The 25,927-nt window shown below is 71.8% G+C and carries 26 protein-coding genes; 6 read left to right on the forward strand and 20 right to left on the reverse strand.

The genetic code is table 11. The features are described 5' to 3' along the window. Position 1 precedes the first annotated feature (1 nt). The 5 genes from E1262_RS12460 to E1262_RS12480 form a co-directional block, all read right to left on the reverse strand. A complete protein-coding gene (locus E1262_RS12460; RefSeq protein WP_476702882.1) occupies positions 2–1,642 on the reverse strand; it encodes a bifunctional uroporphyrinogen-III C-methyltransferase/uroporphyrinogen-III synthase in 1,641 nt (546 codons plus the stop codon). Next, entirely contained in the window at positions 1,617–2,561 is a 945-nt protein-coding gene (gene hemC, locus E1262_RS12465) for a hydroxymethylbilane synthase (RefSeq protein ID WP_132103464.1), read from the reverse strand. The genes E1262_RS12460 and hemC overlap by 26 nt, the downstream gene beginning before the upstream one ends. After that, the gene (locus E1262_RS12470) at positions 2,558–3,922 is read right to left on the reverse strand and encodes a glutamyl-tRNA reductase (protein WP_132103465.1); all 1,365 of its coding nucleotides are present in this window, start codon (positions 3,920–3,922) and stop codon (positions 2,558–2,560) included. The genes hemC and E1262_RS12470 overlap by 4 nt, the downstream gene beginning before the upstream one ends. Continuing rightward, positions 3,919–4,653 (reverse strand): redox-sensing transcriptional repressor Rex, encoded by a 735-nt coding sequence (locus E1262_RS12475; RefSeq protein WP_132103466.1) that lies wholly within the window; start codon positions 4,651–4,653, stop codon positions 3,919–3,921. The genes E1262_RS12470 and E1262_RS12475 overlap by 4 nt, the downstream gene beginning before the upstream one ends. A 137-nt stretch (positions 4,654–4,790) precedes the next feature. Then, positions 4,791–5,057 (reverse strand): glutaredoxin family protein, encoded by a 267-nt coding sequence (locus E1262_RS12480; protein WP_238992909.1) that lies wholly within the window; start codon positions 5,055–5,057, stop codon positions 4,791–4,793. A gap of 46 nt (positions 5,058–5,103) precedes the next feature. Here E1262_RS12480 and E1262_RS12485 point away from each other — a divergent pair, with 46 nt between their 5' ends. Then, positions 5,104–5,973, forward strand: a complete 870-nt coding sequence (locus tag E1262_RS12485; RefSeq protein ID WP_132103468.1) for an HAD family hydrolase — start codon at positions 5,104–5,106, stop codon at positions 5,971–5,973. A gap of 5 nt (positions 5,974–5,978) precedes the next feature. Here E1262_RS12485 and E1262_RS12490 read toward each other — a convergent pair whose 3' ends face one another. The 10 genes from E1262_RS12490 to E1262_RS12535 form a co-directional block, all read right to left on the reverse strand. Then, positions 5,979–6,836 (reverse strand): lysophospholipid acyltransferase family protein, encoded by an 858-nt coding sequence (locus E1262_RS12490; protein WP_420810520.1) that lies wholly within the window; start codon positions 6,834–6,836, stop codon positions 5,979–5,981. Between the two features lie 46 nt (positions 6,837–6,882). Then, complete coding sequence (locus E1262_RS12495) at positions 6,883–7,917, reverse strand: NAD-dependent epimerase/dehydratase family protein (RefSeq protein ID WP_132103470.1); 1,035 nt, start codon at positions 7,915–7,917, stop codon at positions 6,883–6,885. 66 nt (positions 7,918–7,983) lie between these two features. Continuing rightward, positions 7,984–8,085, reverse strand: coding sequence for a 30S ribosomal protein bS22 (locus E1262_RS12500; RefSeq protein ID WP_074946526.1), 102 nt, complete (start codon positions 8,083–8,085; stop codon positions 7,984–7,986). A gap of 99 nt (positions 8,086–8,184) precedes the next feature. Then, the gene (locus E1262_RS12505; RefSeq protein WP_119662687.1) at positions 8,185–8,403 is read right to left on the reverse strand and encodes a helix-turn-helix domain-containing protein; all 219 of its coding nucleotides are present in this window, start codon (positions 8,401–8,403) and stop codon (positions 8,185–8,187) included. A gap of 327 nt (positions 8,404–8,730) precedes the next feature. Then, positions 8,731–9,909 carry an acetoin utilization protein AcuC gene (locus tag E1262_RS12510; RefSeq protein WP_132103471.1) on the reverse strand — a complete coding sequence of 393 codons (1,179 nt, stop codon included), beginning with the start codon at positions 9,907–9,909 and terminating at the stop codon, positions 8,731–8,733. Positions 9,910–9,916: 7 nt separating this feature from the next. Next, on the reverse strand, positions 9,917–10,723 hold the full coding sequence (gene proC / locus E1262_RS12515; RefSeq protein WP_132103472.1) for a pyrroline-5-carboxylate reductase: 807 nt from the start codon (positions 10,721–10,723) through the stop codon (positions 9,917–9,919). After that, positions 10,720–11,649: a proline dehydrogenase family protein gene (locus E1262_RS12520; RefSeq protein WP_132103546.1), complete on the reverse strand. Its 930-nt coding sequence runs from the start codon at positions 11,647–11,649 to the stop codon at positions 10,720–10,722. The genes proC and E1262_RS12520 overlap by 4 nt, the downstream gene beginning before the upstream one ends. Positions 11,650–11,800: 151 nt before the next feature. Beyond that, positions 11,801–12,529 carry an ABC transporter permease gene (locus tag E1262_RS12525; protein ID WP_132103473.1) on the reverse strand — a complete coding sequence of 243 codons (729 nt, stop codon included), beginning with the start codon at positions 12,527–12,529 and terminating at the stop codon, positions 11,801–11,803. Continuing rightward, entirely contained in the window at positions 12,526–13,254 is a 729-nt protein-coding gene (locus E1262_RS12530) for an ABC transporter ATP-binding protein (protein ID WP_132103474.1), read from the reverse strand. Before E1262_RS12530 ends, E1262_RS12525 begins: the two co-directional genes overlap by 4 nt. A gap of 57 nt (positions 13,255–13,311) precedes the next feature. Beyond that, positions 13,312–13,926: a TetR/AcrR family transcriptional regulator gene (locus E1262_RS12535; RefSeq protein WP_203453804.1), complete on the reverse strand. Its 615-nt coding sequence runs from the start codon at positions 13,924–13,926 to the stop codon at positions 13,312–13,314. A 309-nt stretch (positions 13,927–14,235) separates the two neighbouring features. On the opposite strand from E1262_RS12535, the gene E1262_RS12540 reads away from it, so the two are divergent. After that, positions 14,236–14,721 (forward strand): hypothetical protein, encoded by a 486-nt coding sequence (locus tag E1262_RS12540; RefSeq protein WP_132103475.1) that lies wholly within the window; start codon positions 14,236–14,238, stop codon positions 14,719–14,721. 376 nt (positions 14,722–15,097) lie between these two features. On the opposite strand, the gene E1262_RS12545 is transcribed toward E1262_RS12540, so the two are convergent. From E1262_RS12545 to E1262_RS12555, 3 genes are all read right to left on the reverse strand, one after another. After that, positions 15,098–15,958 carry a sugar phosphate isomerase/epimerase family protein gene (locus tag E1262_RS12545; RefSeq protein WP_132103548.1) on the reverse strand — a complete coding sequence of 287 codons (861 nt, stop codon included), beginning with the start codon at positions 15,956–15,958 and terminating at the stop codon, positions 15,098–15,100. 76 nt (positions 15,959–16,034) lie between these two features. Then, the gene (locus tag E1262_RS30885) at positions 16,035–16,838 is read right to left on the reverse strand and encodes a M15 family metallopeptidase (RefSeq protein WP_203453805.1); all 804 of its coding nucleotides are present in this window, start codon (positions 16,836–16,838) and stop codon (positions 16,035–16,037) included. A 48-nt stretch (positions 16,839–16,886) separates the two neighbouring features. Beyond that, positions 16,887–17,846 carry a Ppx/GppA family phosphatase gene (locus E1262_RS12555; protein ID WP_132103476.1) on the reverse strand — a complete coding sequence of 320 codons (960 nt, stop codon included), beginning with the start codon at positions 17,844–17,846 and terminating at the stop codon, positions 16,887–16,889. On the opposite strand from E1262_RS12555, the gene E1262_RS12560 reads away from it, so the two are divergent. Then, positions 17,805–18,620, forward strand: coding sequence for a DUF3109 family protein (locus E1262_RS12560; protein WP_420810519.1), 816 nt, complete (start codon positions 17,805–17,807; stop codon positions 18,618–18,620). The genes E1262_RS12555 and E1262_RS12560 overlap by 42 nt on opposite strands. A 225-nt stretch (positions 18,621–18,845) precedes the next feature. Here E1262_RS12560 and E1262_RS12565 read toward each other — a convergent pair whose 3' ends face one another. After that, positions 18,846–20,351, reverse strand: coding sequence for an LPXTG cell wall anchor domain-containing protein (locus tag E1262_RS12565; protein ID WP_132103477.1), 1,506 nt, complete (start codon positions 20,349–20,351; stop codon positions 18,846–18,848). 222 nt (positions 20,352–20,573) lie between these two features. Between E1262_RS12565 and E1262_RS12570 the strand changes: the two genes are divergently transcribed. The 3 genes from E1262_RS12570 (at position 20,574) to disA (ending at position 24,135) form a co-directional block, all read left to right on the forward strand. Next, positions 20,574–21,278, forward strand: coding sequence for a class I SAM-dependent methyltransferase (locus E1262_RS12570; protein ID WP_203453807.1), 705 nt, complete (start codon positions 20,574–20,576; stop codon positions 21,276–21,278). 113 nt (positions 21,279–21,391) lie between these two features. Beyond that, complete coding sequence (gene radA / locus E1262_RS12575) at positions 21,392–22,828, forward strand: DNA repair protein RadA (protein ID WP_132103478.1); 1,437 nt, start codon at positions 21,392–21,394, stop codon at positions 22,826–22,828. Between the two features lie 248 nt (positions 22,829–23,076). Continuing rightward, positions 23,077–24,135, forward strand: coding sequence for a DNA integrity scanning diadenylate cyclase DisA (gene disA / locus E1262_RS12580; RefSeq protein WP_132103552.1), 1,059 nt, complete (start codon positions 23,077–23,079; stop codon positions 24,133–24,135). Between the two features lie 410 nt (positions 24,136–24,545). On the opposite strand, the gene E1262_RS12585 is transcribed toward disA, so the two are convergent. Then, positions 24,546–25,775, reverse strand: coding sequence for a hypothetical protein (locus tag E1262_RS12585; RefSeq protein ID WP_132103479.1), 1,230 nt, complete (start codon positions 25,773–25,775; stop codon positions 24,546–24,548). Positions 25,776–25,927: the final 152 nt, after the last annotated feature.

A 25,927-nucleotide genomic window follows, 5' to 3' on the forward strand; every position in this document is an offset into this window, starting at 1 on the left:
CCTACTGGGCGTTCTTGCGGCGGGCGGACGCACGGCGGCGCTGGGACGGCTTGAGCACCGGCTCGCCGGCCTCGACCATGGCCAGCCGGCGGGTCAGGCCGAACTGCGCGAGCGCGTCGGCCAGCGCCTCGACGGACGGCTCCGGCGCCAAGACGTCGACGCGCAGGCCGTGCTCCTCGGCGGTCTTCGCCGTCTGCGGCCCGATGCAGGCGACGACGGTGGACGCGTGCGGCTTGCCGGCGATGCCGACCAGGTTGCGCACCGTCGACGACGACGTGAAGGCGACGGCGTCGAACTTGCCGGTCTTGATCGCGTCGCGGGTCTCGGCCGGCGGCGGCGCCGCGCGCACCGTCCGGTACGCCGTGACGTCGTCGACCTCCCAGCCCATCTCCGTCAGCCCGGCGGCCAGCGTCTCCGTCGCGATGTCGGCCCGCGGCAGGAACACCCGGTTGATCGGGTCGAGCACCTCGTCGTACGGCGGCCAGTCGGCCAGCAGCCCGACCGCGGACTGCTCGCCGGACGGGACGAGGTCGGGCTCGATGCCCCACGCCCGCAGCGCCTCGGCGGTCTTCTCACCCACGGCGGCGACCTTCAGGCCGGACAGCGCGCGAGCGTCGAGGCCGTACGCCGTCAGCTTCTCCTTGACCGCCCGCAGCGCGTTGACCGAGGTGAAGGCGATCCACTCGTAGCGGCCCTCGACCATGCCGCGCACGGCCTTGTCGATCTGCTGCGGGTTGCGCGGCGGCTCGACGGAGATGGTCGGCACCTCCTCGGGTACCGCACCGGACCGGCGTAGCGCCGTCGACAGCGCGCCGGCCTGCTCCTTCGTCCGCGGCACCAGCACCCGCCAGCCGAACAGCGCCTTGGTCTCGAACCACGACAGGGTGTCGCGGTGCTCGACGGTGTCGCCGACGATGACGACGTACGGCCCCTCGACCTTGGCCGCCCGGGCGTCGGCCGCGATGCCGCCGAGCGTCGAGACGACGGTCTGCTGCTCGACGGTGCTGCCGGACGTCACGACGGCGACCGGCGTTGACGGCACCCGGCCGGCGTCGACGAGCGCGTCGGCGAGATGGCCGAGCTGCTCGGTGACGCCGGTCAGCAGGACGGTGTCGGCCGTGCAGGACCGCAGGTCGATCTTGCCGCCGACGTCGAAGATCTCGACGCTGCGGCGGCGTCCGGTGACCAGCGGGATACCGGCGTGCGCGGCGACGGACGTGGCCGTGGCGACGCCGGCGACCACCTCGAACGGGATGCCGGCCTTGGCGCACGCGAGCGCTTCGTCGGCGCCGGTGGCGTGGGTGAACGGGTCGCCGCCGAGCAGGCGCACCACCCGCCGTCCCCCCTTGGCGGCCTGGACGACACGGCGGCCGCGGGCCGACGCGGTCAGGGTGACGCCTTCCTCGTCGACGCCGACGTCGACGATCTCGACGATGCCGGGCGCGTACGCGAGCATCGTGCGGTGCGCCGGCTCGTCGATGATGACGACGTCGGCCCCGCCGAGCACCTCGACCGCCCGTAGGGTGAGCAGCCCCGGATCGCCGGGACCGGCGCCGACGAACGCGACGCCACCTTCATCGGCGCGCTTCTGCGCACCTCGCGGAGTGGTCACGACTCTATTCCTCCTTCGACGCCGACCCACCGGCGTCGACGACTGCCCCGGCCCCGTCGGCGAGAAGCTCCAGCGCGAGGGCGCGCCCGATCTGCTCCGCCCCCCCGAGAGGTCCGGTAGCTGACTTGCGGATACTCACCGATCCGTCGCGTGCTGCAACGACAGCCCGGATGTACAGCTCGAGGCCACTTTCTCCCTCTGCCGCCTCGGCGTAGGCGCCCACGGGCGCCGTACAGCCGGCCTCGAGCACGGCGAGGAGGGTCCGTTCGGCGGTGACCGCCGCCCTGGTGGCGGCGTCGTCGAGCGCGCCGAGCACCTCTGCGAGTGCGGTGTCGGCGGTCCGGCACTCGACGGCGAGCGCGCCCTGCCCCGGAGCGGGCAGCACCTGCATCGGGTCGAGCACCTCGGTGACGGAGTCGAGCCGGCCCAGCCGCGCCAGCCCGGCCCTGGCCAGCACGACGGCGTCGAGCGTGCCGTCGGTCACCTTGCTCAGCCGGGTGTCGACATTGCCGCGCAGGCCGACGATCTCGATGCCCAGCCCGAGCGCCCGCAGCTGCGCCTCGCGCCGCGGCGACCCGGTGCCGACACGTGCGCCGGCGGGCAGGTCGGAGAGCTTGAGGCCGTCGCGCGCGCACAGCACGTCGCGCGGGTCCTCCCGCTCCGGGACCGCCGCGAGCACCAGGCCGTCGGCAGACCCCGTCGGAAGGTCCTTGAGCGAATGGACGGCGAGGTCGACCCGGCCGTCGAGCAGTGCCTCGCGCAGCGCCGTGACGAACACGCCGGTGCCGCCGATGCGGTCCAGCGGCGCGGACGACAGGTCGCCCTTGGTCGTGATCTCGACCAGCTCGACCTCGTGCCCGAGCGAGCGCAGGCGGTCGTGGACGTACCGGGCCTGGACCAGCGCGAGGGCGCTGCGCCGGGTGCCCAGCCGCAGCGGGGTGGTCGTCATGGCGCCACCGTCCCGTCGGGCTTGGCGACGGCGTCGATGGACCGGCGGTCCAGCGCGAACAGCTCGCGCAGCGCAGCCTCGTAGGACGCACCGTCGGGCTGCGCGGCCAGCTCCTTGACCCGCACCGTCGGCTGGTGCAGCAGTTTGTCGACCACCCGGCGGACGGTGCGGGCGACCTCGGCGCGCGTGCGCTCGTCGAGGTCGGGCAGCCGTCCCACCATGCGGGTGAGCTCGGCGTCGACGACGTCGTCGGCCATGCTGCGCAGCGCGACGACGGTGGGCGCCACCTCGGCGGCGCGGCGCGCGGTGGCGAACGCGGCCACCTCGTCGGTGACGATCGAGCGCACGGCGGAGACGTCGCCGGCCATGGTGCGGGCGTCGGCGACGTCGTCGTCGGCGGCCTCGCTGAGGCGGGCGAGGTCGGCCAGCACCACGCCGGGGAGGTCCGCCACGCCGGCGTCGACGTCGCGCGGCAGGGCGAGGTCGACGATGCCCATCGGCCGCCCGCCACGGCCTGCGACCGCCGCCTCGACGGTCTCGAACGGCAGCACCACACCGGCGGCGCCGGTGCAGGAGATGACGAGGTCGACGTCGCGCAGCACCTGCCGCAGCTCCGTCATCGGCACCGCGCGGCCGCCGACCGCCTCGGCCACCCGGACGCCGTTCTCGTGCGTGCGGTTGGCGACGACGACGTCGACGCCCTCGCGCTGCAACGTGGCCGCGGCCAGCGCCGCCATCGAGCCCGCGCCGACCACCAGGGCCGACGTGCCGGGGAGCAGCTCGCGCCAGGACGCGCCGGCGACCCGGCCGGACGACCATCCCTCGGCGGCGACCGCCGGCAGCACCCGGGCCAGCCCGAGCGTCACCAGCGAGCGGCCGGCGGCGTCGATGCCGGTCTCGGCGTGCGCCCGCTTGCCCACCCGCAGCGCGGTCTGGAACAGCTCCGTCAGCACCCGGCCGGTGGCGCCGGAGGTCTGCGCGAGCCGGAACGCGTCGCGCACCTGGCCGAGGATCTGCGTCTCGCCGACCACCATGGAGTCGAGGCCGCTGACGACGTGGAACAGGTGCGACACGGCGCGGTCGCCGTAGTGCACGTAGAGGTACGGCGTCAGCAGCTCGATGGGTGCGCCGGTGTGCTGGGACAGCAGCGCGCTGGCCTCCTCGATGCCGCCGTGGAACGTGGCGGTGTCGAGGTACAGCTCCAGCCGGTTGCAGGTGGCGACGACGACCGCCTCGGCGATCTGGTCGGACGACGGGACCTCGTCGAGCAGCTTCACGACCGCGGTGCGGTCGAGGGCGACGCTCTCCAGCACCTCGACCGGCGCGCTGCGGTGGGAGACGCCGATGGCCAGGACGCTCATCCGTTCACCGCCTCGGCCAGCTCGGCCGCCTGCTCGGCGGTCAGGGCCAGCGCGGCGCCGTTCTTGCGCTGTTCGTGGTATGCGAGGATCTGCAGCTCGGTGGAGAGGTCGACCTTGCGGAGGTCGACGCCCTCGGGCACCTGCACGATGGCCGGTGCGAAGTTGAGGATGCTGGTGACGCCGGCCGCGACCAGGCGGTCGCAGACCAGCTGCGCGGCCCGGGCCGGCGTGGCGACGACGCCGATGGCGATGCCGAGATCCTGGACGATCTGCTCCAGCTCGTCGGCGTGCCGGACCTTGAGCCCGGTGACCTCCTCGCCCACCCGGCTGGGGTCGGCGTCGACCAACGCGGCGATGCGGAAGCCGCGCGAAGCGAACCCGCCGTAGTTGGCCAGCGCGTGGCCGAGGTTACCGATGCCGACGATGACGACCGCCCAGTCCTGGGTCAGGCCGATCTCGCGGGTGATCTGGTGGCGCAGGAAGTCGACCTCGTAGCCGACCCCGCGGGTGCCGTAGGAGCCCAGGTAGGAGAGGTCCTTGCGCAGCTTGGCGGAGTTGACGCCGGCCGACGCGGCCAGCTCCTCAGACGACACCGTCGCCACGCCGCGCTCGGCCAGCGTGGTGAGCGCCCGCAGATAGAGCGGCAACCGCGCGACCGTCGCCTCCGGCACGCCGCGCGGTGCCGCTGCGGCTGGTGTCGGCGTCGACGATGGGCGGCTGTTTCGGGTCACGACACTCCCCGGTAGGCCGGCGCGGAAGGCGACATCCGGGGGCCGGGTGACGGACCCGAACCGGCAGGACTTACGATGCGCCCCAGCCTAGACGCTTGTGAACGTGTGCACAAAGTTGCTGTTCTGGGCTGGATGTTCTATAAGGCGCCGGTGAGAGCCCGGCGCAGCCGGTCGGCGTCGACCCGCCAGAAGTCATGCTGAGCGCCGTCGACGAACGTGACGGGGATCTGCTCGCCGTAGCGCCGCTCCAGTTCGGGATCGCCGACGATGCTGCGTTCCTCCCAGCCGACGCCCAGCTCGGCGCAGACCGCCTCGACGACGGTGCGGGCGTCGTCGCACAGGTGGCAGCCCGGCCGGCCGAGCAGCAGCACCCGCGCGCCCGGGGCCTGATTCGTGTCCGTCACGAAGTCAACCGTACGCAAGCCCGGGGCGCCGCTACTCTTGGCGACCATGCCGGGATTGCGCTTGCGCAGGGAACGGACCGGAGCCGCGTCGGAACGCGCGCGAGCCGACGTCGCGGCCAGCACCGCCGAGGCGATCGCCGGCATCGAGCTGCCGTCCGACGCACGGGCGGCCGCCTTCTTCGACCTGGACAACACCGTGCTGCGCGGCGCCTCGCTGTTCTACCTCGCCCGCGGCATGCACCAGCGCGGGCTGCTGCGCACCAGCGACATCCTCCGGTTCGGCCGGCAGCAGCTGCAGTTCGCGTTCGGCGCCGAGGACCCTGACCACATCGTCGAGGCGCGGGCGGCGGCGCTGTCGTTCATCGCCGGCCGATCGGTCGAGGAGCTGTCCCGCGTCGGCGAGGAGATCTTCGAGGAGCTGATGGCCGACAAGATCTGGCCCGGCACCCAGGCGATCGCGCAGCTGCACGTCGACCAGGGTCAGCGGGTGTGGCTGGTGACGGCGGCACCCGTCGAGGTGGCGACGATCATCGCCCGGCGGCTGGGCCTGACCGGCGCGCTGGGCACCGTCGCCGAGCACGTCGACGGCACGTACACCGGCCGGCTGGTCGGTGACCTGCTGCACGGGGAGGACAAGGCGGCCGCCGTCCGCTCGCTGGCCGAGCGCGAGAGCCTGGACCTGCGCCGCTGTTCCGCCTACAGCGACTCTGCCAACGACATCCCGATGCTCTCGCTGGTCGGCTTTCCCTGCGCGGTCAACCCGGACCGCAAGCTGCGAAGGCACGCCCGCAAGCGCGGCTGGCGGATCCGCGACTACCGGGCCCGGCGGCGCAACACGACGCTGGGCATCGCGGCCGGGACGGGTGCCGTCGCCGGCGCCGCGGTCGGCATCGTCGCCGCCCGGAAGCGGCGCTGACGTCGTCAGCCGAACGCGGTGCCGCGCAGCTCCAGCAGCTCGGTGAGCGTCGCCTGGATGGTGTCGCGCACCTGATCGGTCAGCTCGAACACCACCATGGGGTCGTCGGCGGCACCGGGCGGGTAGTCGTCGGTGCGGATCGGCTCGCCGAACTCGATGATCCACTTCGACGGCAGCGGCACCAGCCCGAGCGGGCCCAGCCACGGGAACGTCGGCGTCAGCGGGAAGTACGGCAGCCCGAGCAGCCGGGCCAGCGACTCGGCGTTGCCGATCATCGGGTAGATCTCCTCGGCCCCGACGATCGAGCACGGGATGATCGGCGCCTTGGTGCGCAGCGCCGCGGACACGAACCCGCCGCGGCCGAACCGCTGCAGCTTGTAGCGCTGCGAGAACGGCTTGCCGACGCCCTTGAAGCCCTCGGGCCACACGCCGACCAGCTCGCCGCCGCTCAGCAGCGCCTCGACGTCCTCGTTGCAGGCCAGCGTGGTGCCGCTCTTGCGGGCGAGGTCGGCCACCACCGGCAGCTGGAAGACCAGCGTGGCGCCGAGCGCGCGCAGGTGCCGGGCCTTGGGGTGGGTGTCGTGAACCGCCAGCTGGGTCATCAAGGAGTCGACCGGCAACGTGCCGGAGTGGTTCGCCGCCACCAGCGCCGCGCCGGTGTCGGGGATGTTCTCGATGCCGCGCACCTCGACCCGGAACCAGTGCCGGTACAGCGGGCGCAGCAGCGGCAGCAACACGGTCTCGGTCAGCTCCGGGTCGAAGCCGAACGGGTCGACTTCGAACTCGCCGGTCAGCCGCCGCCCGGCGAACGCGACCAGCTCGTCCAGCCGCTCGCCGTCGACGCCGAGGCGGTCGCGCAGCACCCGGCCCGCCGTGGATGCGATGCGGTCGAGCAGGCCCGGCAGCGGGCTATCGGCCACGGGTGTCCTCCCCGGTCAGGACGCCGCGGACGGCGTGCTCGACCGCGCGGATGCGGTCGCGGTCCAGCAGCCCGCCGCGGGTGCGCGCGCCGGCGAACGCGTCGAACGTCGCCACCGTGCTGTAGAGGGGCTCGAACTTCAGCTGCGTGCGCATGCGGGTGGTGTCGACGCCGCGGCCGTAGGTGAGGAACCGCACCAGCGCGGAGTCCATGTCGACGATGCCGGTGCGCTTCATGATGCCGCCGACGAACGGCGACCTCAGCGTCGGCAGCGGCAACGCCGGCCGGCCCGCCCGCCGCAGCGCCTGGCTCAGCACCAGAAAGCCGTCGCCGGCCACGTTGAAGATGCCCGGCCGGTGCTCCACCGTCGCGAGCCGCAGCGCGTCGACGCAGTCCTCCTCGTGCACCAGCTGGAAGCGCGGATCGCGGCCCAGCACCACGGGCACCACCGGCAGCACGAAGTACTCCGACAGGGCGGTGCGGATGTCAGGACCCAGCACGTTGGTGAACCGCAGGATCGTCACGCCGACGTCGGGCCGGCGCCGCGAGAAGCCGCGCACGTACGCCTCGACCTCGCCGGCGTCCTTCTCGTAGCCGCGCCGCGCGTGCGCCCCGGACACCATGTCCTCGGCGAACAGCGCCGGCGCCTGCGGCCCCGAGCCGTACACGGTCGTCGACGACTTCACCACGACCTTGCGCACCGACGGTGAGCGCTGGCACGCCGCCAGCAGCTGCATCGTGCCGATGACGTTGATCTCCTTCTGGGGAGTGCGGCCGCCGGCGTCGGCGCGTGTCGCCAGGATGTTCATGTGCACGACGGTGTCGGGCGCGACGCGGTCGATGGCGCGGCCGATGTCGGAGGTGCGGATGTCGGCGCGCACGAACTCGGCGCCACCGATGCTCTGCGTGGGCTCGACGAGATCGACGCCGACGACGTGGCCGATGCCCGGTTCTGCCGAGAGGCGCTCAGCCAGCCGGGCGCCCAGATACCGGGCGACGCCCACCACCATGACGACCCTGGACAATCGTGTCCCGCTCTCCCTGGAGCGCAGCCGCGCGAGACACCACCCCCGCACGGCCGCCGGAGTGACTTACTTGCCCATACGGCGACGCTGGACGCGCGTCCGGCGCAGGAGCTTGCGGTGCTTCTTCTTCGCCATCCGCTTGCGGCGCTTCTTGATCACAGAGCCCACAGGGCACCCTCACTCGCAGGTCGATTGAACGCGCGACAGCCGCGCGACCGGCCAAGCCTACCGGGCTGACCGGGGGCGTCGTCCAATCGGGCGTTGGCCTCAGCCTGCTTGCATCCCGCGGACGTAGGAGTCGCGCAGGTACTCGTGAACGGCGCTCTCCGGGATGCGGAACGACCGGCCCACCTGGACCGCCGGCAACGTGCCCGCGTGGACGAGGCGATACACCGTCATCTTCGACACCCTCATCGCCGTCGCCACCTCGGCGACAGTGAGGAAGCGCACCTCTCCGAGTGGTGCTTCGGGCCCGTTGGTCGTCATCGCTCCTCCACGACGTGCCGGCGGCGCCCATGGGTTGGACGCGCATCTTCGGCGACGTGTTGCTTGATGGTAGTGGCGGATGTGACGGATGGGAAAGGGGGATCGAGAAGTGAACCGGATCCGCGGCCGGATTGGTCCTCAGTCGTGACCTTTTGGGCGCCTTCCGTTGACGGTCGGAGCCACCGGTGGGAGGTGTCGACCACGCCGCCTTGATCATGTTCCCCGGCGGCGTCTCAGCGACCGCCAGGGAACATGATCAACGTGGAAGCAGGAGCGCCGGCCCGCTCGGTCCCGGAGCCGCTTCGGGCCGATCCCGCGTTCCCTCCGTCAGTAGGCCGGGTCGAGGGCGTGCAGCGGGAAGACGGCGAGTCGCGTGGCGTTGATGGCCTGGTCGAGTGGGTTGGACGGGTCGTAGCCGTCGGACCAGTCGGAGTGCGCCGGCCGTGCGCCGTCGGTCATACGCTGCGGGGGCGTGCGGGAGTAGTGGCCCTGGATGTGCGTGCGCCAGGCCGGCGGGGTGGGCGTCGCGGGGTCGATGGGGCGTTCGGCCGCGATGGCCAGCAGGTGGGTCCAGGCGCGCGGGACCACCTCGATCAGCGCATAGCCGCCACCGCCGGTCGCGACCCAGCGGCCGTCGCAGAGTTCGTGGGCGAGGTCGTGCAACAGGCGGTAGGACTCGCGCTGGCCGTCGACCGTCAGGGCGAGGTGCGCGAGCGGGTCCTCCAGGTGGCTGTCGCAGCCGTGCTGGGTGAACAGCAGCTGTGGCCGCCAGGCGCGCAGCAGGGGCGGGACGACGGCGTGGAACGCGCGCAGCCAACCCGCGTCCGACGTCCCGGGAGGAAGCGCGACGTTGACGGCGCCGCCCTCGGCGCCCGGGCCGCCGGTCTCGGTGGGGTAGCCGGTGCCCGGGAACAGCGTCCGCGGCGTCTCGTGCAGGCTGATCGTCAGCACCCGAGGGTCGTCGTAGAAGACGGCCTGCACGCCGTCGCCGTGGTGGACGTCGACGTCGACGTAGGCGATCCGCTCGGCGCCGGCGTCGAGCAACGCCTGGATGCCCAGCGCGGGGTCGTTGTAGACGCAGAACCCGGACGCGCTGCCCGGCATCGCGTGGTGCAGCCCGCCCGCGACGTTGACGCCGTGCAGCGCGCGCCCCTCCCAGACCGCCAGTGCCGCCGCGATCGTCCCGCCTGCGACCAGCGCGCTCGCCTCGTGCATGCCGGAGAAGCAGGGGTCGTCGGTGGTGCCGAGGCCGTGCGCGAGGTCGACGGTGTCAGGGTCGGCGCTGGCGGCCTTCACGGCGTCGAGGTAGTCGGCGGTGTGCACCGTGCGCAGGGCGGCGTCGTCGGCCGGATCGGGCGCCTCGACGTGCACGCCGTCGCCGCCGAGGACGCCCAGCTCGCGGGCCAGCCGGATGGTGAGGTCGACGCGGACCGGGTTCAGCGGGTGCCCGGGCCCGAAGTTGTAACCGGTCAGGGCGTCGGACCAGGCGACATGCACGGTGTGCATGGAGCTGTCAGACCGACTCGCCGGACGACAGCGCGCGGGAGCGGTCGCGGGCGGCCTCCAAGGCGGCCAGGAAGTCGGCACGGACCCGGCCCTCCTCGAGCTGCCGCAGCGCCGCCGCCGTCGTGCCGCCGGGCGAGGTGACCCCTTCGCGCAGCACCGTGGGGTGCTGGCCGGTCTCGCGCAGCAGCTTGGCCGAGCCGACCAGCGTCTGCACGACGAGCTCCGTGGCGGTGGCGCGCGGCAGGCCCAGGTGGACGCCGGCCTCGATCATGGACTCGACCACGTAGAACACGTAGGCCGGGCCGGAGCCGGAGACCGCCGTGACGGCGTCCTGCAGCTTCTCCGGGACCCGCGCCACCCGGCCGGTCGACCGCAACAGTTCCTCGGCTTCGCGCAGCTGCTCCTCGCCGCTGTGCGAACCCGGCGAGATGACGGACATGCCCTCGCCGACCAGCGCCGGGGTGTTCGGCATGACACGCACGACGGCGACGCCGTCGGGCAGCCGCGCCTCGACGAACGCCGTCGTGATGCCGGCCGCCAGCGACACGAACAGCTGCCCGGGCCGGGCCGAGGCGGCGACGTCGTCCAGCAGCGGCCCCATGTCCTGCGGCTTCACCACGAGCAGGACGGTGTCGGCGCGCTTCACGGCCTCGGCGTTCCCGACCACGTCGACGCCGTACCGCTCGGTCAGCTCCGCCGCCCGGTCGGGCCGCTTCTCCGCCACCAGCACGTCAGAGACGGGCCGGCCGCCCTGCACGATGCCGGAGAGCAGCGCCTCACCCATCACACCAGCACCGAGGATCGCCACGGTCATTTGGAACTCGCCACCGATCGCAGGAGGAAACCCAGGTTGGCCGGCCGCTCCGCCAGGCGGCGGACCAGGTAGGCGTACCACTCCGGACCATAGGGGACGTAGACGCGGACCCGCTCGCCGGCCCGGACCAGCCGGCGCTGCTCGCGCGAGCGGAGGCCGTAGAGCATCTGGTACTCGTAGCTGCCCTGCTCGCGACGGTGCCGGGCGGCCAGCGACCCGGCGATCTCGACCAGCCGGGCGTCGTGGGTGGCGATCATCGGGTAGCCGTCGCCGGCGAACAGGACCTTCATGCAGCGCACGTAGGAGCGGTCGACGTCGCCGCGGTCGCGGAAGGCGACGCTCTCGGGCTCGTCGTAGGCGCCCTTGCACAGCCGCACCCGGGAGCCCTCGTAAGCGAGGTCGCGGCAGTCGGCCTCCGTGCGCTTGAGCTGGGCCTGCAGCACCGCGCCGACGCTGGGGAAGTCGGCGCGCAGGTCGCGCAGCACGTCCAGCGTGGCGTCGGTGGTGGTGTGGTTCTCCATGTCCAGCGTCACCGTGGTGCCGGCGTCGGCGGCGGCCTGGCAGATCTGCTGGGCGTTCTCGAGCGCGATGGCGGTGCCGTCGGCCGGCAGCGCCTGCCCGACGGCCGACAGCTTCACCGACACCTCGACGTCAGGAGTGAGCTCGGCCTTGTGCAGCGCCTCGAGCAACGTGACGTACCGCTGCGCGATGGTGGTCGCCTGGGCGCGGTCGCGGGTGTCCTCGCCGAGGTGGTCGATGGTGACGGCGAGCCCCTCGCCGGTCAGCTCGCCGGCCACCCGCACGGCGTCGCTCTGCTCGGTCCCGGCGACGTACCGGGCGACGACGTTGCGCGTCAGCGGGAGGCGCTCGACGGTGTGCCGCAGCCGCTCGCTCCGCGACGCGCCCAGCAAGGCCGAACGCAGCATCATCGGCGCTGTCGCCAGACCTCGCGGTCGGCTGCCACTGCTCACCGGGGCTGACGCCAGACCCTGCGGTCGGCTGCCACCCTTCCTTCCTGCCAAGGCGGTGCCCTCTCCTTCGCGGTAGCCGGACTCCGCCAGGGTACGGCACCGGAGGTCAGGGGGTGCGGCGACGCAGCGTGGCCGCGCCGAGTGCCAGCAACACCACCGAGAACGCGAGCACCACGCCGATCTGCCCCCACACCTGCGGGTCGGTGTTCGCCTGGACCTCGCTCATCGCGTCGACGGCGTACGACAGCGGCAGCACGTCGGAGATCGCGCCGAGGACATCAGGCAGCTGGTCGCGCGGCACCAGCAGCCCGCAGAGCAGGAACTGCGGAACGATCAGCGCCGGCATGAACTGGACGACCTGGAACTCCGTCGACGCGAACGCGCTGACGAACAACCCGAGCGCCACGCCCAGCAGCGCGTCGAACACCGCCACCGCGATGAGCAGCCAGGACGGCCCGGCGGTGCCGAGGTCGAGCAACCCGATCGAGACGGTCGCGGTGATGAGCGCCTGGATCAGCGCGACGGTGCCGAACGCCAGCGCGTAGCCGAGGAGGAAGTCGAGCTTGCCGGTCGGCATGGAGAGCAGCCGCTCCAGCGTCCCCGACGTCCGTTCGCGCAGCGTCGCGATCGAGGTGACCAGGAACATCACCAGGAACGGGAAGATCGCCAGCAGCGCCGGGCCGATGCGGTCGAACACGACGCCGCCGTCGTAGATCCACCACAGCAGCGTCATCAGCAGGCTCGGCACCACCAGCATGAGCGCGATGGTGCGGGGGTCGTGCCGCAGCTGGGTCAGCACGCGGGCGGCCGTGGCCAGGGTGATGCGCGGGCTCATGACGATGCCTCCTGCTCCGCCTTCTCGACCAGCTCGAGGAACGCCCCTTCGGCGTCGGCCGCGCCGGTACGGGCCAGCAGGTCCGGCAGCGTGTCGTCGGCCAGCAACGCCCCCTCACGCAGCAGGACCAGCCGCTCGCACCGTTCCGCCTCGTCCATCACGTGGCTGGACACCAGCAGCGTGACGCCGCTCTCGGCCAGCCGGTGGAACAGCTCCCACAGCTGGACCCGCAGCACCGGGTCCAGGCCCACCGTCGGCTCATCCAGGACCAGCAGCTCCGGCTTGCCGAGCAGCGCCGTCGCCAGCGACACCCGCGACTCCTGCCCGCCGGACAGCCGGCCGACCAGGTGGTCGGCCCGCGACCCCAGGTCGACCTGCTCGATCGCCCGGTCGACGTCGCTCAGCGGCGCGCCGAGCACCCGGGCGTAGTAGCGCAGGTTCTGCCGGACCGTGAGGTCGGCGTAGACACTCGGGGCCTGCGTCACGTAGGCGACGCGGTCGCGCAGGTCCTTGTCTCCGGCCGCGCGGCCGAGGACCTCGACGGTCCCGCCGGCCACCTTCTGCACGCCCACGATGGCGCGCATCAGCGTCGACTTCCCCGAACCCGACGGGCCGAGCAGGCCGGTCAGACTGCCGCTGCGGATGTCCAGGTCGAAATCGTCCAGGACCGTCACCGGGCCGCGCACGACCCGCAGTCCGCGGATCCGTACGGCGAAATTCATCATGTGATGAATAATGCGACCGCGAACGGTCGGCGTCAAGCGTTCGCGAGGTCGTGTGGGCTAGTCCTGCTCGAAGGCGCCGTCGTAGTACCGCTGCAGGACGGGTGCGATCAGCCGCACCAGATCCTCGTCCGGGACGGAGGCGATCGGCTCCAGCTTGACGACGTATCGGACGATCGCCAGGCCGATGAGGTGCGACACCATGGCCTCGGCCCGCAGCGCGCCGTTCGGGACGCCCTCGAAGATGCTCAGGACGCGGCCGAGGATGGCACGGGTGACGAACTGACGCAGCAGCCGGGCGGCGGCCTCGTTCTGCATGGCCGAGCGGAGCAGGGCGAGGATCGGGGCGCGGCCGGCGGGCTGACCCCAGACGGCGAGGAACGTGCGGATCGCCCGCTCCCCGATGCCGGCGCCGCTGGTGTCGTCCATGATCGCGCCGGCGATGGCGGAGGGGTCGAACGGGATGTCCATCGCGGCCAGGAAGAGCTTCTCCTTGGTCCCGAAGTAGTGGTGGACGAGCGCGGGATCGACACCCGCGGCCGCCGCGATGGCGCGCACGCTGGCGCCGTCGTAGCCGCGCTCGCCGAACACCTGGCGAGCGGCGGCCAGGATCTCACCCTTGGTGTCCGGTGCGCCGCGACGCCGCCCGGACCGCCCCCTCAGAACCTTTCCCACAATTCCGGCATCCTATCTCGCCGGCTCCGCGCCGATGCCGCACGCAGTGCCGTCACACGCCTGGCATGTGGCTTGTTGTCGCATTTCTTTCGGCGATGTACGAGAAGTGTCGAGAATTCGGGCCAAACAGGCCGCCACCACCATGAAACACCTGTACAGGAGGGGTAGACGGCGGCCAGTCACACCAATCGGGTGACTCTCCGACAACACGCTTGACATAGCCCGCTCACCCGTCGAAGCTTTCGTGCTGATGCGCATCAAGCACCATCCGACCGCAACACAACGCGTGATCATTCAAGGAGTATTCTGGTGAAGAACGTACTGCGCGGCGCCCTCGTCGCTGGTGTGGCGTTCGCAGCCTCCATGGGCGTCGGGGCTACGGCCACCGCGGTCCCGGAGGTTCCGGAGGTTCCGGGTACCGACTCCCTTCCGGAGATCGACATCCTGAACAACGCCTGCATTCTGCCGTGGTTCTGGCAGGGCCCGGTCAACTTCATGGTCGAGGACCAGTACGGCTCGTACTCGGCTTGTAACGGCGCGGCCGAGGACGGCGAGGGCAGCAGCATCGCGGACAACGCATGCATTCTGCCGTGGTTCTGGCAGGGCCCGTTCAACGTCCTCCTGGGCAGCCAGTCCGGCGACTACGCGGCCTGCAACGGCTCCGAGGAGATCCCGGCCGACGTCCAGGAGCAGCTGGAGAGCCTGCTGCCCGAGGGTGTCGCTCCCGAGGACCTCACCGAGACCGAGCTGCTCGAGCTGCTCCCCGAGGGCACGCAGCTGCTGCCGCAGGGCTGACTATGAGCTGAGGGCACGGGACGGAGATTGCCAGTTTCTCCTGCGGCAATCTCCCCCGTGCTGCTCGGTCTTCTCGCACGGCTCGCGTCGGGGGCAAGTAGGGGTGCTCAGAGAATCCTCGTGGCGACCCTCGCCGACCGTCGGAAAGCGCTCGCCACCACGCGTCCCGGTGATCATCAAGGATCCACCACGCCATGACGGGGCCAACCCTTGATGATCATGGAGGAATGCGGGTTCCGGCACACGGAGAAACCTGCACCTGCTGCCGCCACCGTGTGGCGCAGCTGTGGTCATCACGACAGCGAACGCGCCCGGTCGCCATACCGATCACACATCGCCGGCATCGTCAGCGGCGCTGGCCGCTTGACGACGGCGCTCAGCCGCCCTGGCCGCGGGCAACCACTTCGGCCGTCCCGTCGGGACCCACCGCGAACGCCGTGTCGACCGACGCGGCGAGGTTGAGCCGCGTGAAGGCCAGCGCCTCGGCGAGGTCGGCCTCGCGCTCGGCCGTATTGCGCGCACGCCGGGTGCTGACCTCGAGGATCACCGACCCTGACCATTCGATGCGGGCCAGCCGCTCCAGCACCGCTGAGCACGGCTGGTTGCCGCGGCCCGGGATCAGGTGCTCGTCGCGCGCCGACCCGGTGCCGTCGGTCATGTGCACGTGGGCCAGACGGTCGCCGACCGCCTCGGACAGCACCAGCGCGTCCTGGCCGGCGACGGCCGCGTGCGAGAGGTCCAGCGTGATGTGCTCGTACGACTCGTCAGTGGGATCCCAGTCGGGCGCGTAGGCGGCCACCTCACGGCCCGCCGCCCGCCACGGGTACATGTTCTCGACCGCGACGGCGATGCCGTACTCGTCCTCCAGCCGGGCCACCAGCTCGACGAACCCGCGGGCGTATTCGCGCTGCCACCGGAACGGCGGGTGCACGACGACGGTGGACGCGCCCAGCCGGCGGGCCGCCTCCAGCGACTTCGTCAGCCGCACCGTCGGATCGGGCGACCACACCCGCTGCGTGATCAGCAGGCACGGCGCGTGCACGGACAGCACCGGGACGCTGTACCGCTCGGCGAGCCGCTCGATCTGGTCGATGTCCTGGCTGACCGGATCGGTCCACACCATCACCTCGACGCCGTCGTAGCCGAGCGACGCGGCCATCTCGAACGCCGTCGCCGCGCCCTGCGGATAGGTGGCGGCGGTGGACAGCCCCACGGGTGCCTCCGGAACACGCAGCACCCCGGAGGCACTCTGGCGCAGTTCGGACACGCTCCAAGGGTATGCGGCCGGGCCACCCGGCGACGTGGCGCTTCGCTCAGGAATCAGGGGTGAACTCCCAGTGCCACGGCTCCGGCGTGCTGCCGCCGGGGCGAGCCCAGTCGGGGTTGTCCCAGCCGAACTCACCGGCGTTGTCGTCGAGCCAGTCATAGAGCGCGCCGTCGAAGGAGTTGGCGCCGCAGCCGACGTCGACCGCCAGGCCCCAGCCGTGCTCGCTGGTGCCGGGGACGGCGGCCAGGCCGGGCTTGCGCTCGGCGACGTCGACCTGGGCCTCGTAGCTGCGGTAGGAGTCGGTGACGCATTCGATGAGGCCCTCGCCGGTCTCGGCCCGGTAGAACGCGTCGAGCGCGACGAAGGAGGCGGCGGCGTCCGGGCGCAGCTGCTGGCCGCTGCCGATGCCGCAGAGGTGCTCGTCGCCGAGCTCGCCGTTGGCGACGTCGCCGCCGGGGATGGTGGCGTCGCAGCCGGGCACCGGCGGGAAGCCGGTCGGCGACGGCGTGGGCGCGGGCGTTGCCGCGGGAGCGGCCGCCGTGGGTGCGGGAGCAGCCGTCACCGACGGCGACGAAGTGGCCGTCGGGGCGGTCGACGGCGTGCCGCTGCCGGCCAGCGGGGCCGGCGTGCCGTTGTCGCCGCGGGCCGCGCTCGACGCGGCGTCCTCGCGCAGCTGGTCGACGTCGGCCGGGATCGGCGAGACCGAGGCGATGGCGGTCGTGGGAGCCGGGGCGCAGGACAGCGCCGTCGCGCCGACGGCGGCACCCGCGGCCGCACCCACGCCGGCGACGGGCAGGACGAGCCGGCGGAGGCGGGCAGGATGGCGCCGCTTGTGACGAGCGTTGGGCACGAGCGGCGGTCCTCCGGAAGGTCACGAGGTGATAACGGCCAGATGACTCTAACCCGATTCGTCCGATTCGCCGAAACCGGCCCCCTCGATCTGGTCCAACCGGCGCAGGATCACGCCCTCGCGCAGCGCCCACGGGCAGATGTCGACCTCGTCGACCTCGAACAGGTCGATGGCGGCGTCGGCGACGACGGCGCCGGCCAGCAGCTGCCCTGCTCGTCCGGCGGAGACGCCGGGCAGCTTGGCCCGCTCCGCGGCCGTCATGGACGCCAGCTTCTTCACGAGATCCTGCACATCTTCCCTGCTCAAAGTGCGTCGCACGTAAGGGCCGTCGCCGGACGGAGCGGCACCGGCCACCCGGGCCAGCGAGCGGAACGTCTTGCTCGACGCGACCGCGCGGTCGGCGGTGCCGTACCGGTTGACGTCGCCGATGATCGACGCGATCTCGGCCCGCACGTGCCGTCGCAGCGCCCGCAGCTCGTCCTTGTCCGGCGGGTCGCCGGTGAACCAGTCGCGAGTCAGCCGGGCGGCGCCCAGCGGCAGCGACACCGCGATGTCAGGGTCCTCGTCGCCGCCGGCGGCCAGCTCCAGCGAGCCGCCGCCGATGTCGAAGCTGAGCAGCCGCCCCGCCGACCAGCCGTACCAGCGCCGCACCGCCAGGAAGGTCAGCCGCGCCTCGTCCTCGCCGGAGAGGATCTGCAGGTCGACGCCGGCCTCGTCGCGCACGCGGTCGAGGACGGCGGTGCCGTTGACGGCCTCGCGCAGCGCCGACGTGGCGAACGCGAGCATGGACGTGGCGCCCTTGTCCTCGGCCGCCTGGACCGCCTCGCGGCAGCTCTTCAGCAGTCGCTCGGCGCCCTGCTTGCTGATGGAGCCGGAGTCGTCGAGCAGCTCGACCAGCCGGAGATCGGTCTTCTGCTTGTACGCCGGCAGTGGACGCGCACCCAGGTGGGCGTCGACGAGCAACAGATGGACGGTGTTGGAACCGACGTCGAGCACACCCATGCGCACGAAAAAGACGATACTCGTGGGGTGGAGTTGCGGACACACGGAGCGCGAGCCTGGGTGGAGTTCACCGATCCGGCCGACGACGGCCAGGTGCTGCGCTGCGACCTGACCTGGCTCACGTCTCGCTGGACGTGCATCTTCGGACAGGGCTGCCCGGGCATCTACACCGACCGTCCCGACGACGGCTGCTGCACGCACGGCGCCCACTTCTCCGACGAGGACGACGAGAAGCGGGTGCGCGGATACGCGAACCGGCTGGGCCCGGACGTCTGGCAGCTGCGCGACGAGGGGCTGCGCGGCGGCGTCGTCGAGACGGACGACGAAGGCGAGCGCAAGACCCGCGTCGTCGACGGCGCGTGCGTGTTCCTCAACCGGCCAGGGTTCGCCGGCGGCACCGGCTGCGCGCTGCACGCCTACGCGCTCTCCACCGGTCTGCATCCGCTGGAGACCAAGCCCGACGTGTGCTGGCAGCTGCCGATCCGGCGGTCCTACCGCGAGGCCGAGCGGCCGGACGGGACGACCTACCTCGAGATCAGCATCGGCGAGTACGACCGCGCCGGCTGGGGCGCCGGTGGCCACGACATGAGCTGGTACTGCACGACGGCGACGGAGGCGCACGTCGGGCGGGAGCCGGTGTACCGGTCGAACGAGCCGGAGCTGCGGGCGCTCATCGGCGACAAGGCGTACGAGCAGCTGGCCGAGCACTGCGAGGCGTTCCTCGCCGCCCAGCTGCCGCTGCTGGTGCATCCGGCGACGGCGGCGCACGAGCGGGACTGACCCCGATTCGTCCTCCGCGACGGCGACGGCGCCAGCAATCCAGCCGAGGTTGATCTTGGAGAAAGTGCGGAGTTACTGGGCGAAATGCCCGATTGATTCCGCGCTTTCTCCAAGATCAACTTTGGTGAGATGGGGCGACCGGTTCGGAACGCCGCCTGGCAGCGAGAGGCCGCCGGACCCGGACCTCACGTCCGGGCCGGCGGCCTCTGCAGGGGAGTTGCGTGCTTACTGCTGGACCTGGCGGCGGCTCACCGCGAACGCGGCGGCCGCACCGGCGAGCAGCAGGCCGGCGCCGACGAATAGCAGCTGGCTCGACGCACCGGTGTCAGGCAGCTCCTCACCGTCGCCGCTGCCGGAGCCGTCCTCGGCACCGCCGGCGGCGCCGTCCTCCGAGCCGTCATCCGACCCGTCGGTCTCGGTGCCGTCGACCTCGGTGCCGTCGACCTCGGTGCCGTCGGTCTCGGTGCCGTCGGTCTCGGTGCCGTCGGTCTCGGTGCCGTCGACCTCGGTGCCGTCGACCTCGGTGCCGTCGACCTCGGTGCCGTCGACCTCGGTGCCGTCGACCTCGGTGCCGTCCACCTCGGTCTCCGTGCCGTCCACCTCGACCTCGGTGCCGTCCACCTCGACCTCAGTGCCGTCCACCTCGACCTCGGTGCCGTCCACCTCGACCTCGGTGCCGTCCACCTCGGTCTCCGTGCCGTCCACCTCGGTCTCCGTGCCGTCCACCTCGGTCTCGGCCCCGGCGCGCTGGTCGCAGGCCTGGTAGTAGGCCTCCTGGCTTCCGATGACCGCGTTGAGCGGACCCTGCCACAGCCACGGCGCGCCACACGCGTCGTTGAGGATGTCGAGGCTGCCACCCTCGGTCGAGACGAGGCTGCTCAGCAGGTCCGTCGACGGCGCGTCCGCACCGCTGCAGGCGGTGTAGTGGGCCGACTGCTCGCCCAGCACCGTGTTGATCGGGCCCTGCCACAGCCACGGCGCGGCGCAGGCGTTGTTGAGCAGGTTGGCGCCGTCGCCGGTCAGCGTGCCGTCGTTGTTGCAGGCGGCGTAGTGCGCGGACTGACCGTCGTTGAACCCGTTGACCGGGCCCTGCCACAGCCAGGGCAGCGCGCACACGTTGTTGCCGACGTTGACGCCGTCGCCGTAGGTCGTGCCGTCGCTGTTGCAGGCGACGTACGTGGCCTCCTGGTCGGCGTTGAACACGTTCGCCGGACCCTGCCAGAGCCACGGGAGGGCGCAGGCACCGTTGAGCACGTTGATGCCGTCGCCGTAGGTGGTCTCTTCGGTGTTGCAGACCACGTAGTAGGCGGCCTGGTCCTCGACAGCGCCGTTGGCCGGGCCCTGCCAGAGCCAGGGCGCCGCGCAGGCGTTGTTGAGGACGTTGATCCCGTCGCCGTACGAGTCGGCACCGTTGTTCAGGACGTTGATGCCGTCACCGATCGCGATGCCGGTATTGCCGTTGCAGGCCTCGTAATAGGCTTCCTGGCCGCCGACGAGGATGTTGAACGGGCCCTGCCACAGCCAGGGCAGTGCGCACAGGCTGTTGCCGACCTCGATGTCACCGAGACCGAGGGTGTCCAGCAGGCCGTCGGCCTCCTCGACGCTGGTGATCTCGTTGGGGAGCTCAACCCCCTTCCCCTCCTCGGCCGTGGCCGCCGGCACGCTCAAGGCGAAACAGGCGGCGAGCGCAGCGCCGGCCACAACGGCGCCACGCAGCACTGTCTTCAACACAATTCTCCTCAAATCATTCGAAAGGTGTTTCCCAGGCAACCTGTTTTGTGGGGTGCCCGCCAGGGAGTACATTCGACCCCCTGACCAGATGTGTCAAGGTACTCTACAAAAGGTCATTCTTCCAGCTGACAGGCGCACGACGACAAAGTTCTGAGTTGTTTCCTAGCGCCGGCAAAGACCCCTTCTGCCCGAATTCCGCAATCGGTCTGCAATGATGTGGTCGTGCGCCGCGACGTCATCCCGAGCCCGAACATCTGGCACTATCCGGACGTCTACGAATTGGAGAACCGCGGCGTCGACCCCGAGGGCGTCCTCGAGGCGGCCATGCTGCGCATCCACGACTGGGCCGGCCTCGATTTGCTCGACGTCGGCTGTGGCGCCGGGTTCCACCTCCCCCGGTTCGCCGCGTCCGCCCGCCGCGTCGTGGGCGTCGAGCCGCATGCTCCGCTGGTCCGCCGGGCGCAACAACGAGCCGCGGCGCTGCCGGCCGCGGTCCGCTCGCGGATCACCGTCCTGCGCGGCCGGGCGCAGCAGCTGCCGCTCCCGCCGGCGTCGGTCGACGTCGTGCACGCGCGCTGGGCCTACTTCTTCGGTCCCGGCTGCGAGCCGGGGCTGGCCGAACTGGCCCGGGTGCTGCGGCACGGCGGCACCGCGTTCGTCATCGACAACGACGCCACCCGGTCGACGTTCGGCCGCTGGTTCCGCGCGGGGCTGCCGTCGTACGACGCCGAGGCGGTGGAGCGGTTCTGGGCCCGGCAGGGCTGGCACCGCGAGCCGCTGACGATGCGCTGGGAGCAGCCCGACCGCGCGTCGTTCGAGGCCGTCGTACGCATCGAGTTCGACCCGAAGACGGCCGACGCGATCCTGGCCGAGCACGCCGGCAGCTCCGTCGACTACGCGGTCAACCTGTTCTGGCGCCGGTTCTAGTCATTCGGGTCGTCGGGTCGGGCAATCCCCACTGGCGGTCACCCGGTCCTGCGTCTCGCACCGGCCTCCCCTCCTGGCCTTCTTTGTCGGTCCGGCCGTCTACGGTTCTGGGCATGGCGAAGGCGAAGACGACGGCCCCGGTGTTCCGGTGCTCCGAGTGCAGCTGGTCCACGGCCAAGTGGGTCGGCCGGTGCGGCGAGTGCCAGGCGTGGGGCACGGTCGAGCAGGCCGGCGCGGCCAAGGCCGGCGTCACGGCGGCCGGCCCGGTCACCGAGGCGGCCCGGCCGATCGGCTCGGTCGCCATCGAGGCGGCGCGGTCCCGGCCCACCGGCGTCGGAGAGTTCGACCGCGCGTTGGGCGGCGGGCTGGTGCAGGGAGCGGTCATCCTGCTGGCCGGCGAGCCGGGCGTCGGCAAGTCGACCCTCCTGCTCGACGTCACCGCGCGGTGGGCGCACGAGGCCGGCCGGGCGCTGTACGTCACCGGCGAGGAGTCCGCGGCCCAGGTGCGGCTGCGGGCCGAGCGCACCGGCGCAGTCGCCGACCACCTCTACCTCGCCGCCGAGACCGACCTGTCCGCCGTCCTCGGCCACGTCGACGAGGTCCGGCCGTCGCTGCTGGTGCTCGACTCCGTGCAGACGGTGTCCAGCCCGGCCGTCGACGGCGCAGCCGGCGGCGTCACGCAGGTCCGCGAGGTGGCCGCGTCGCTCATCCGGGTCGCCAAGGATCGCGGCATCGCCACCATCCTCGTCGGTCACGTCACGAAGGACGGCAGCATCGCCGGACCGCGAGTCCTCGAGCACCTGGTCGACGTCGTGCTGCACTTCGAGGGCGACCGCCACTCCCGGCTGCGGCTGGTGCGGACGGTGAAGAACCGGTTCGGCCCGGCCGACGAGGTCGGCTGCTTCGACCTCACCGACACCGGCATCCGTTCGCTCGCCGACCCCACCGGCCTGTTCCTGTCCCGGCACGCCACCCCGGTGCCGGGCACCTGCATCACGGTGACGCTCGAGGGCCGGCGCCCGCTGCTCGGCGAGGTGCAGGCGCTCGTGGCCACGTCGGCGCTGGCCACGCCGCGGCGGGCGAACAGCGGGCTCGACTCCTCGCGGGTAGCCATGGTGCTGGCGGTGCTGGAACGCCGCGGCCAGGTCCGGCTCAGCAACAGCGACGTCTACACGTCGACCGTCGGCGGCGCGAAGCTGTCCGAGCCGTCCACAGACCTCGCGCTGCTGCTGGCCGTGGCCAGCGCGGCGTCCGGCTCGCCGCTGCCGGCCGGGCTTACCGCGCTCGGAGAGGTCGGGCTGGCCGGTGAGATCCGCCGGGTCTCCGGCCTGAGCCGGCGGCTGGCCGAGGCCGAACGCATGGGGTTCACGACGGCGCTGGTGCCGTCGGAATCATCGGGGACTGACGTCAGACCCAGCGGTCGGCTACCACCTCTGCCCGGCCCGGTGCCCGGCGGCATCCGCGTCATCGAGGTGGCCGATGTCGGGCAGGCGCTGGCCGCGTCCGGCCCCAATGCCGGGCTGGCCGCGGATTCGCCCCAGCACACCTGAATCGTTGCGTGGTATTGACGTCATCGTCGCCGCGCAGCGGCACATCACACGCTCCGCTTTCCCATGTGGGGCTCCTCGCCACCTGGGACCTCGCGGTCGGCGCCTGGCTAGACTGTTTTCTCCAGTGTCGTCTGCCGTCCCTCGCCGGGCCGGCGTCGCGCGACCGTACACTGTTCATCACGAGAAGCCGTCCGGGTCACGACAGGGGTCACGTGCAAGGCATCGATCGAGCCGGCGCCGACGCTAAGCTGCGCCTGGCTCTGGCAGCTGTGGCGCCCGGCACAGCGCTGCGCGAAGGCCTGGAGCGGATCCTGCGCGGCCGCACCGGCGCCCTGGTCGTGCTCGGCTACGACAAGACCATCGAGGCCATGTCCACCGGCGGGTTCAGTCTCGACGTCGAGTTCAGCGCCACCCGGCTGCGCGAGCTGGCGAAGATGGACGGCGCCATCGTCGTCGACCGCGACTGCACCAAGATCCTCAAGGCGGCCACCCAGCTGGTGCCCGACCCGTCCATCCCGACGACGGAGTCCGGCACCCGGCACCGCACCGCCGAGCGGGTGGCCAAGCAGACCGGCTTCCCGGTCATCTCGGTGAGCCAGTCCATGCGCATCGTCGCCATCTACGTCGACGACATCCGCTATGTGCTCGAGGACGCCGGGCAGATCCTGTCGCGGGCCAACCAGGCGCTGGCCACGCTCGAACGCTACAAGCTGCGCCTGGACGAGGTGTCCGGCACGCTGTCGGCGCTGGAGATCGAGGACCTCGTCACCGTCCGCGACGTCGTCTCGGTGGCCCAGCGGCTCGAGATGGTGCGGCGCATCTCGGTCGAGATCGACGGCTACGTCGTCGAGCTCGGCACCGACGGCCGGCTGCTCAGCCTGCAGCTCGACGAGCTCGTCGCCGGCGTCGACTCCGACCGCGAGCTGGTGATACGCGACTACCTGCCGGCGCCGTCCGGCCGCCGCAAGCGCAGCCTCGGCGAGGCGATCAGCGCGCTCGACGCCCTGTCGGGCACCGACCTGCTCGACCTCGGCGCGGTGGCCCGGGCGCTCGGCTTCCCCGGCGGCGGCGAGCAGCTCGACGCCGCGGTGAGCCCGCGCGGGTTCCGGCTGCTGGCCCGGGTGCCGCGGCTGCCCGACAGCGTCATCGACCGCCTGGTCGAGCACTTCGGCGGCCTGCAGAAGCTGCTGGCCGCCAGCGTCGACGACCTCCAGGCCGTCGAGGGCGTCGGTGAGTCCCGCGCCCGCAGCGTTCGCGAGGGGCTGTCGCGGCTGGCCGAGTCCAGCATCCTCGAACGCTACGTCTGACCCCCCGGCCCCGCCACTTCGGGAAATTACCACCCATGCATTCCTGGTGAAGCGGGAGAACGCCTGATGGAGTGCCGTGGACAACCATGATCATCAACCATTTGCGTGGTCAGGGCAGCAGGGGGACGGCACGACACGAAACCCGGCGAACCGGCACCCGGCAAACCTGAGGCGTCGACCTACGGAACAGCAGAAGAGCCGGAAATGAGCACGTGAGTAGGGCTGTTGACGCTCTACCCATGTCATCTGGTGAAGCGGTAAGACGCATGGTGATGTACCCCGGAAACGACTCGTGGGCCCGGCCGCCTTCTCGGGAAGGGGCCGGGCCCACGAGGTTCATCTCATTTCTCTGTCACGGCGGGGGGTGGGCCCGCCGCGCTCGATCGCCGGGTCAGGGACCCCAGCGGCTCTCAGAGCGAGCGCGCGGCGTCCGCCTCGGCGGCGTCGCCGGTGATGCCACCCTGCGGGACCTCGACGCTCAGCTCGGGGAAGCTCAGCAGGCCGACCTCGGCGCTGGCCACCTCGACATCGCCGACGACCGGGACCGGGACGCTCACCGTGACGCGCACCGACAGGCCGCCGCCCGAGGCGGACGCGGTGGTACCGTCCTCGGCGAGGACGGTGTCCTCGTCGCGGTAGTCGGCGAAGTTCAGGTTCACCGACAGGCCGCCCAGGTCGAAGGTCTCGTCGAAGCCCGGCTCGACGTGAATGACGTCGTCGTCACCGACGTGCAGCTCCAGCGCCGGCAGCTCGTAGTCGAACGTCGCGCCACCCGGCTCGCCGGTCGCCTCGATCCGGCCCCACGCGTTCGGGGTCTCGCCGTCGTCGGATCCCGCGAAGCCGAGCGAGATGCCGCCGTTGGCCGCCCCTCCCAGGATGCTCAGGTCCGCGAACCGGCCGCTGACCTCGGCGTACGCACCCAGCGAACCGTCCTCCTTCGGGAAGGTGCCGGTCTCCTGGAGCAGCTGGCCCGCGCCGACCGTGACCACTGGGCCGCCGACCGGCAGCTCGATCGGCAGCAGCTCGGCGACGGCGCCCAGGTCCGCGACGTCGATCAGGTCGACCTCGCCGACGCCGGAGTACAGCGACGTCAGCACGCCGCCCGCGCCGCCCTCGGTCACGAGGTCGTCGTTCCAGTTGGCCTTGGCCTCACCGGAGATCGCGTCCAGGTTGCCGAGAATGGGCACCTCGAGGCCGTGCAGGCCGTAGGTCGCCGCCTCCGCCTCCTCCGGCAGCGCGACCTGCTCGACCAGGTACGGCACGTCGAACTCGGCGCCCGCGCCGCCGACGCTGGCGATGGTGCCGAACGCGCGGGAGAAGACGTTCTCGTCCTCGCCCTCGACGCCGGCCGAGTTCGCCTCGGATTCGATCTGCCCGACGGTGACGTGCGCGTCGAGCTCCGGCACCTGCACCGGAATCGGCGCCTGGGCGCCGGTCTTCACCTGCGCGGTGGCGTAGTAGCCGTCCGCCGCGATCCTGAACTCGCCGGAGCGCTGGTCCGGCCCTGCGGCCCGGCCGGACTCGGCGGCCTGTGCCTGCAGCCCGGCGGCCGAGCACGCCAGCGCAGCGCCGGCCACACCCACGACCACCTTGACCGCACCACGGCGCACACGCCGCCGGTCAGTCGCTTCCAGAGTCATACTTGCTCCTTCTCCACTACCCTTTTCCGGTCTCGATGAGGTCAAAGTCCGGATTATCCGTGCGTGCCGAAATGATCACGCGGAAAAGACGCTAACTACGAGACTGAGCACGAGTCAACGACCATGACCAAACGTCGTTGGAGAATGTTTTC

It is taken from the genome of Jiangella aurantiaca (genome assembly GCF_004349105.1).
In the GTDB taxonomy this organism is placed as follows: Bacteria; Actinomycetota; Actinomycetes; order Jiangellales; family Jiangellaceae; genus Jiangella; species Jiangella aurantiaca.

What these genes read in the sequence shown, in the direction of transcription:
- hemC (WP_132103464.1), bottom strand. Translation starts at nt 2,561, where the DNA reads ATGACGACCACCCCGCTGCGGCTGGGCACCCGGCGCAGCGCCCTCGCG.
- E1262_RS12470 (WP_132103465.1), bottom strand. Translation starts at nt 3,922, where the DNA reads ATGAGCGTCCTGGCCATCGGCGTCTCCCACCGCAGCGCGCCGGTCGAG.
- E1262_RS12485 (WP_132103468.1), top strand. Translation starts at nt 5,104, where the DNA reads ATGCCGGGATTGCGCTTGCGCAGGGAACGGACCGGAGCCGCGTCGGAA.
- E1262_RS12505 (WP_119662687.1), bottom strand. Translation starts at nt 8,403, where the DNA reads ATGACGACCAACGGGCCCGAAGCACCACTCGGAGAGGTGCGCTTCCTC.
- E1262_RS12510 (WP_132103471.1), bottom strand. Translation starts at nt 9,909, where the DNA reads ATGCACACCGTGCATGTCGCCTGGTCCGACGCCCTGACCGGTTACAAC.
- proC (WP_132103472.1), bottom strand. Translation starts at nt 10,723, where the DNA reads ATGACCGTGGCGATCCTCGGTGCTGGTGTGATGGGTGAGGCGCTGCTC.
- E1262_RS12520 (WP_132103546.1), bottom strand. Translation starts at nt 11,649, where the DNA reads ATGCTGCGTTCGGCCTTGCTGGGCGCGTCGCGGAGCGAGCGGCTGCGG.
- E1262_RS12525 (WP_132103473.1), bottom strand. Translation starts at nt 12,529, where the DNA reads ATGAGCCCGCGCATCACCCTGGCCACGGCCGCCCGCGTGCTGACCCAG.
- E1262_RS12530 (WP_132103474.1), bottom strand. Translation starts at nt 13,254, where the DNA reads ATGATGAATTTCGCCGTACGGATCCGCGGACTGCGGGTCGTGCGCGGC.
- E1262_RS12560 (WP_420810519.1), top strand. Translation starts at nt 17,805, where the DNA reads ATGGACGGTGTTGGAACCGACGTCGAGCACACCCATGCGCACGAAAAA.
- radA (WP_132103478.1), top strand. Translation starts at nt 21,392, where the DNA reads ATGGCGAAGGCGAAGACGACGGCCCCGGTGTTCCGGTGCTCCGAGTGC.
- E1262_RS12585 (WP_132103479.1), bottom strand. Translation starts at nt 25,775, where the DNA reads ATGACTCTGGAAGCGACTGACCGGCGGCGTGTGCGCCGTGGTGCGGTC.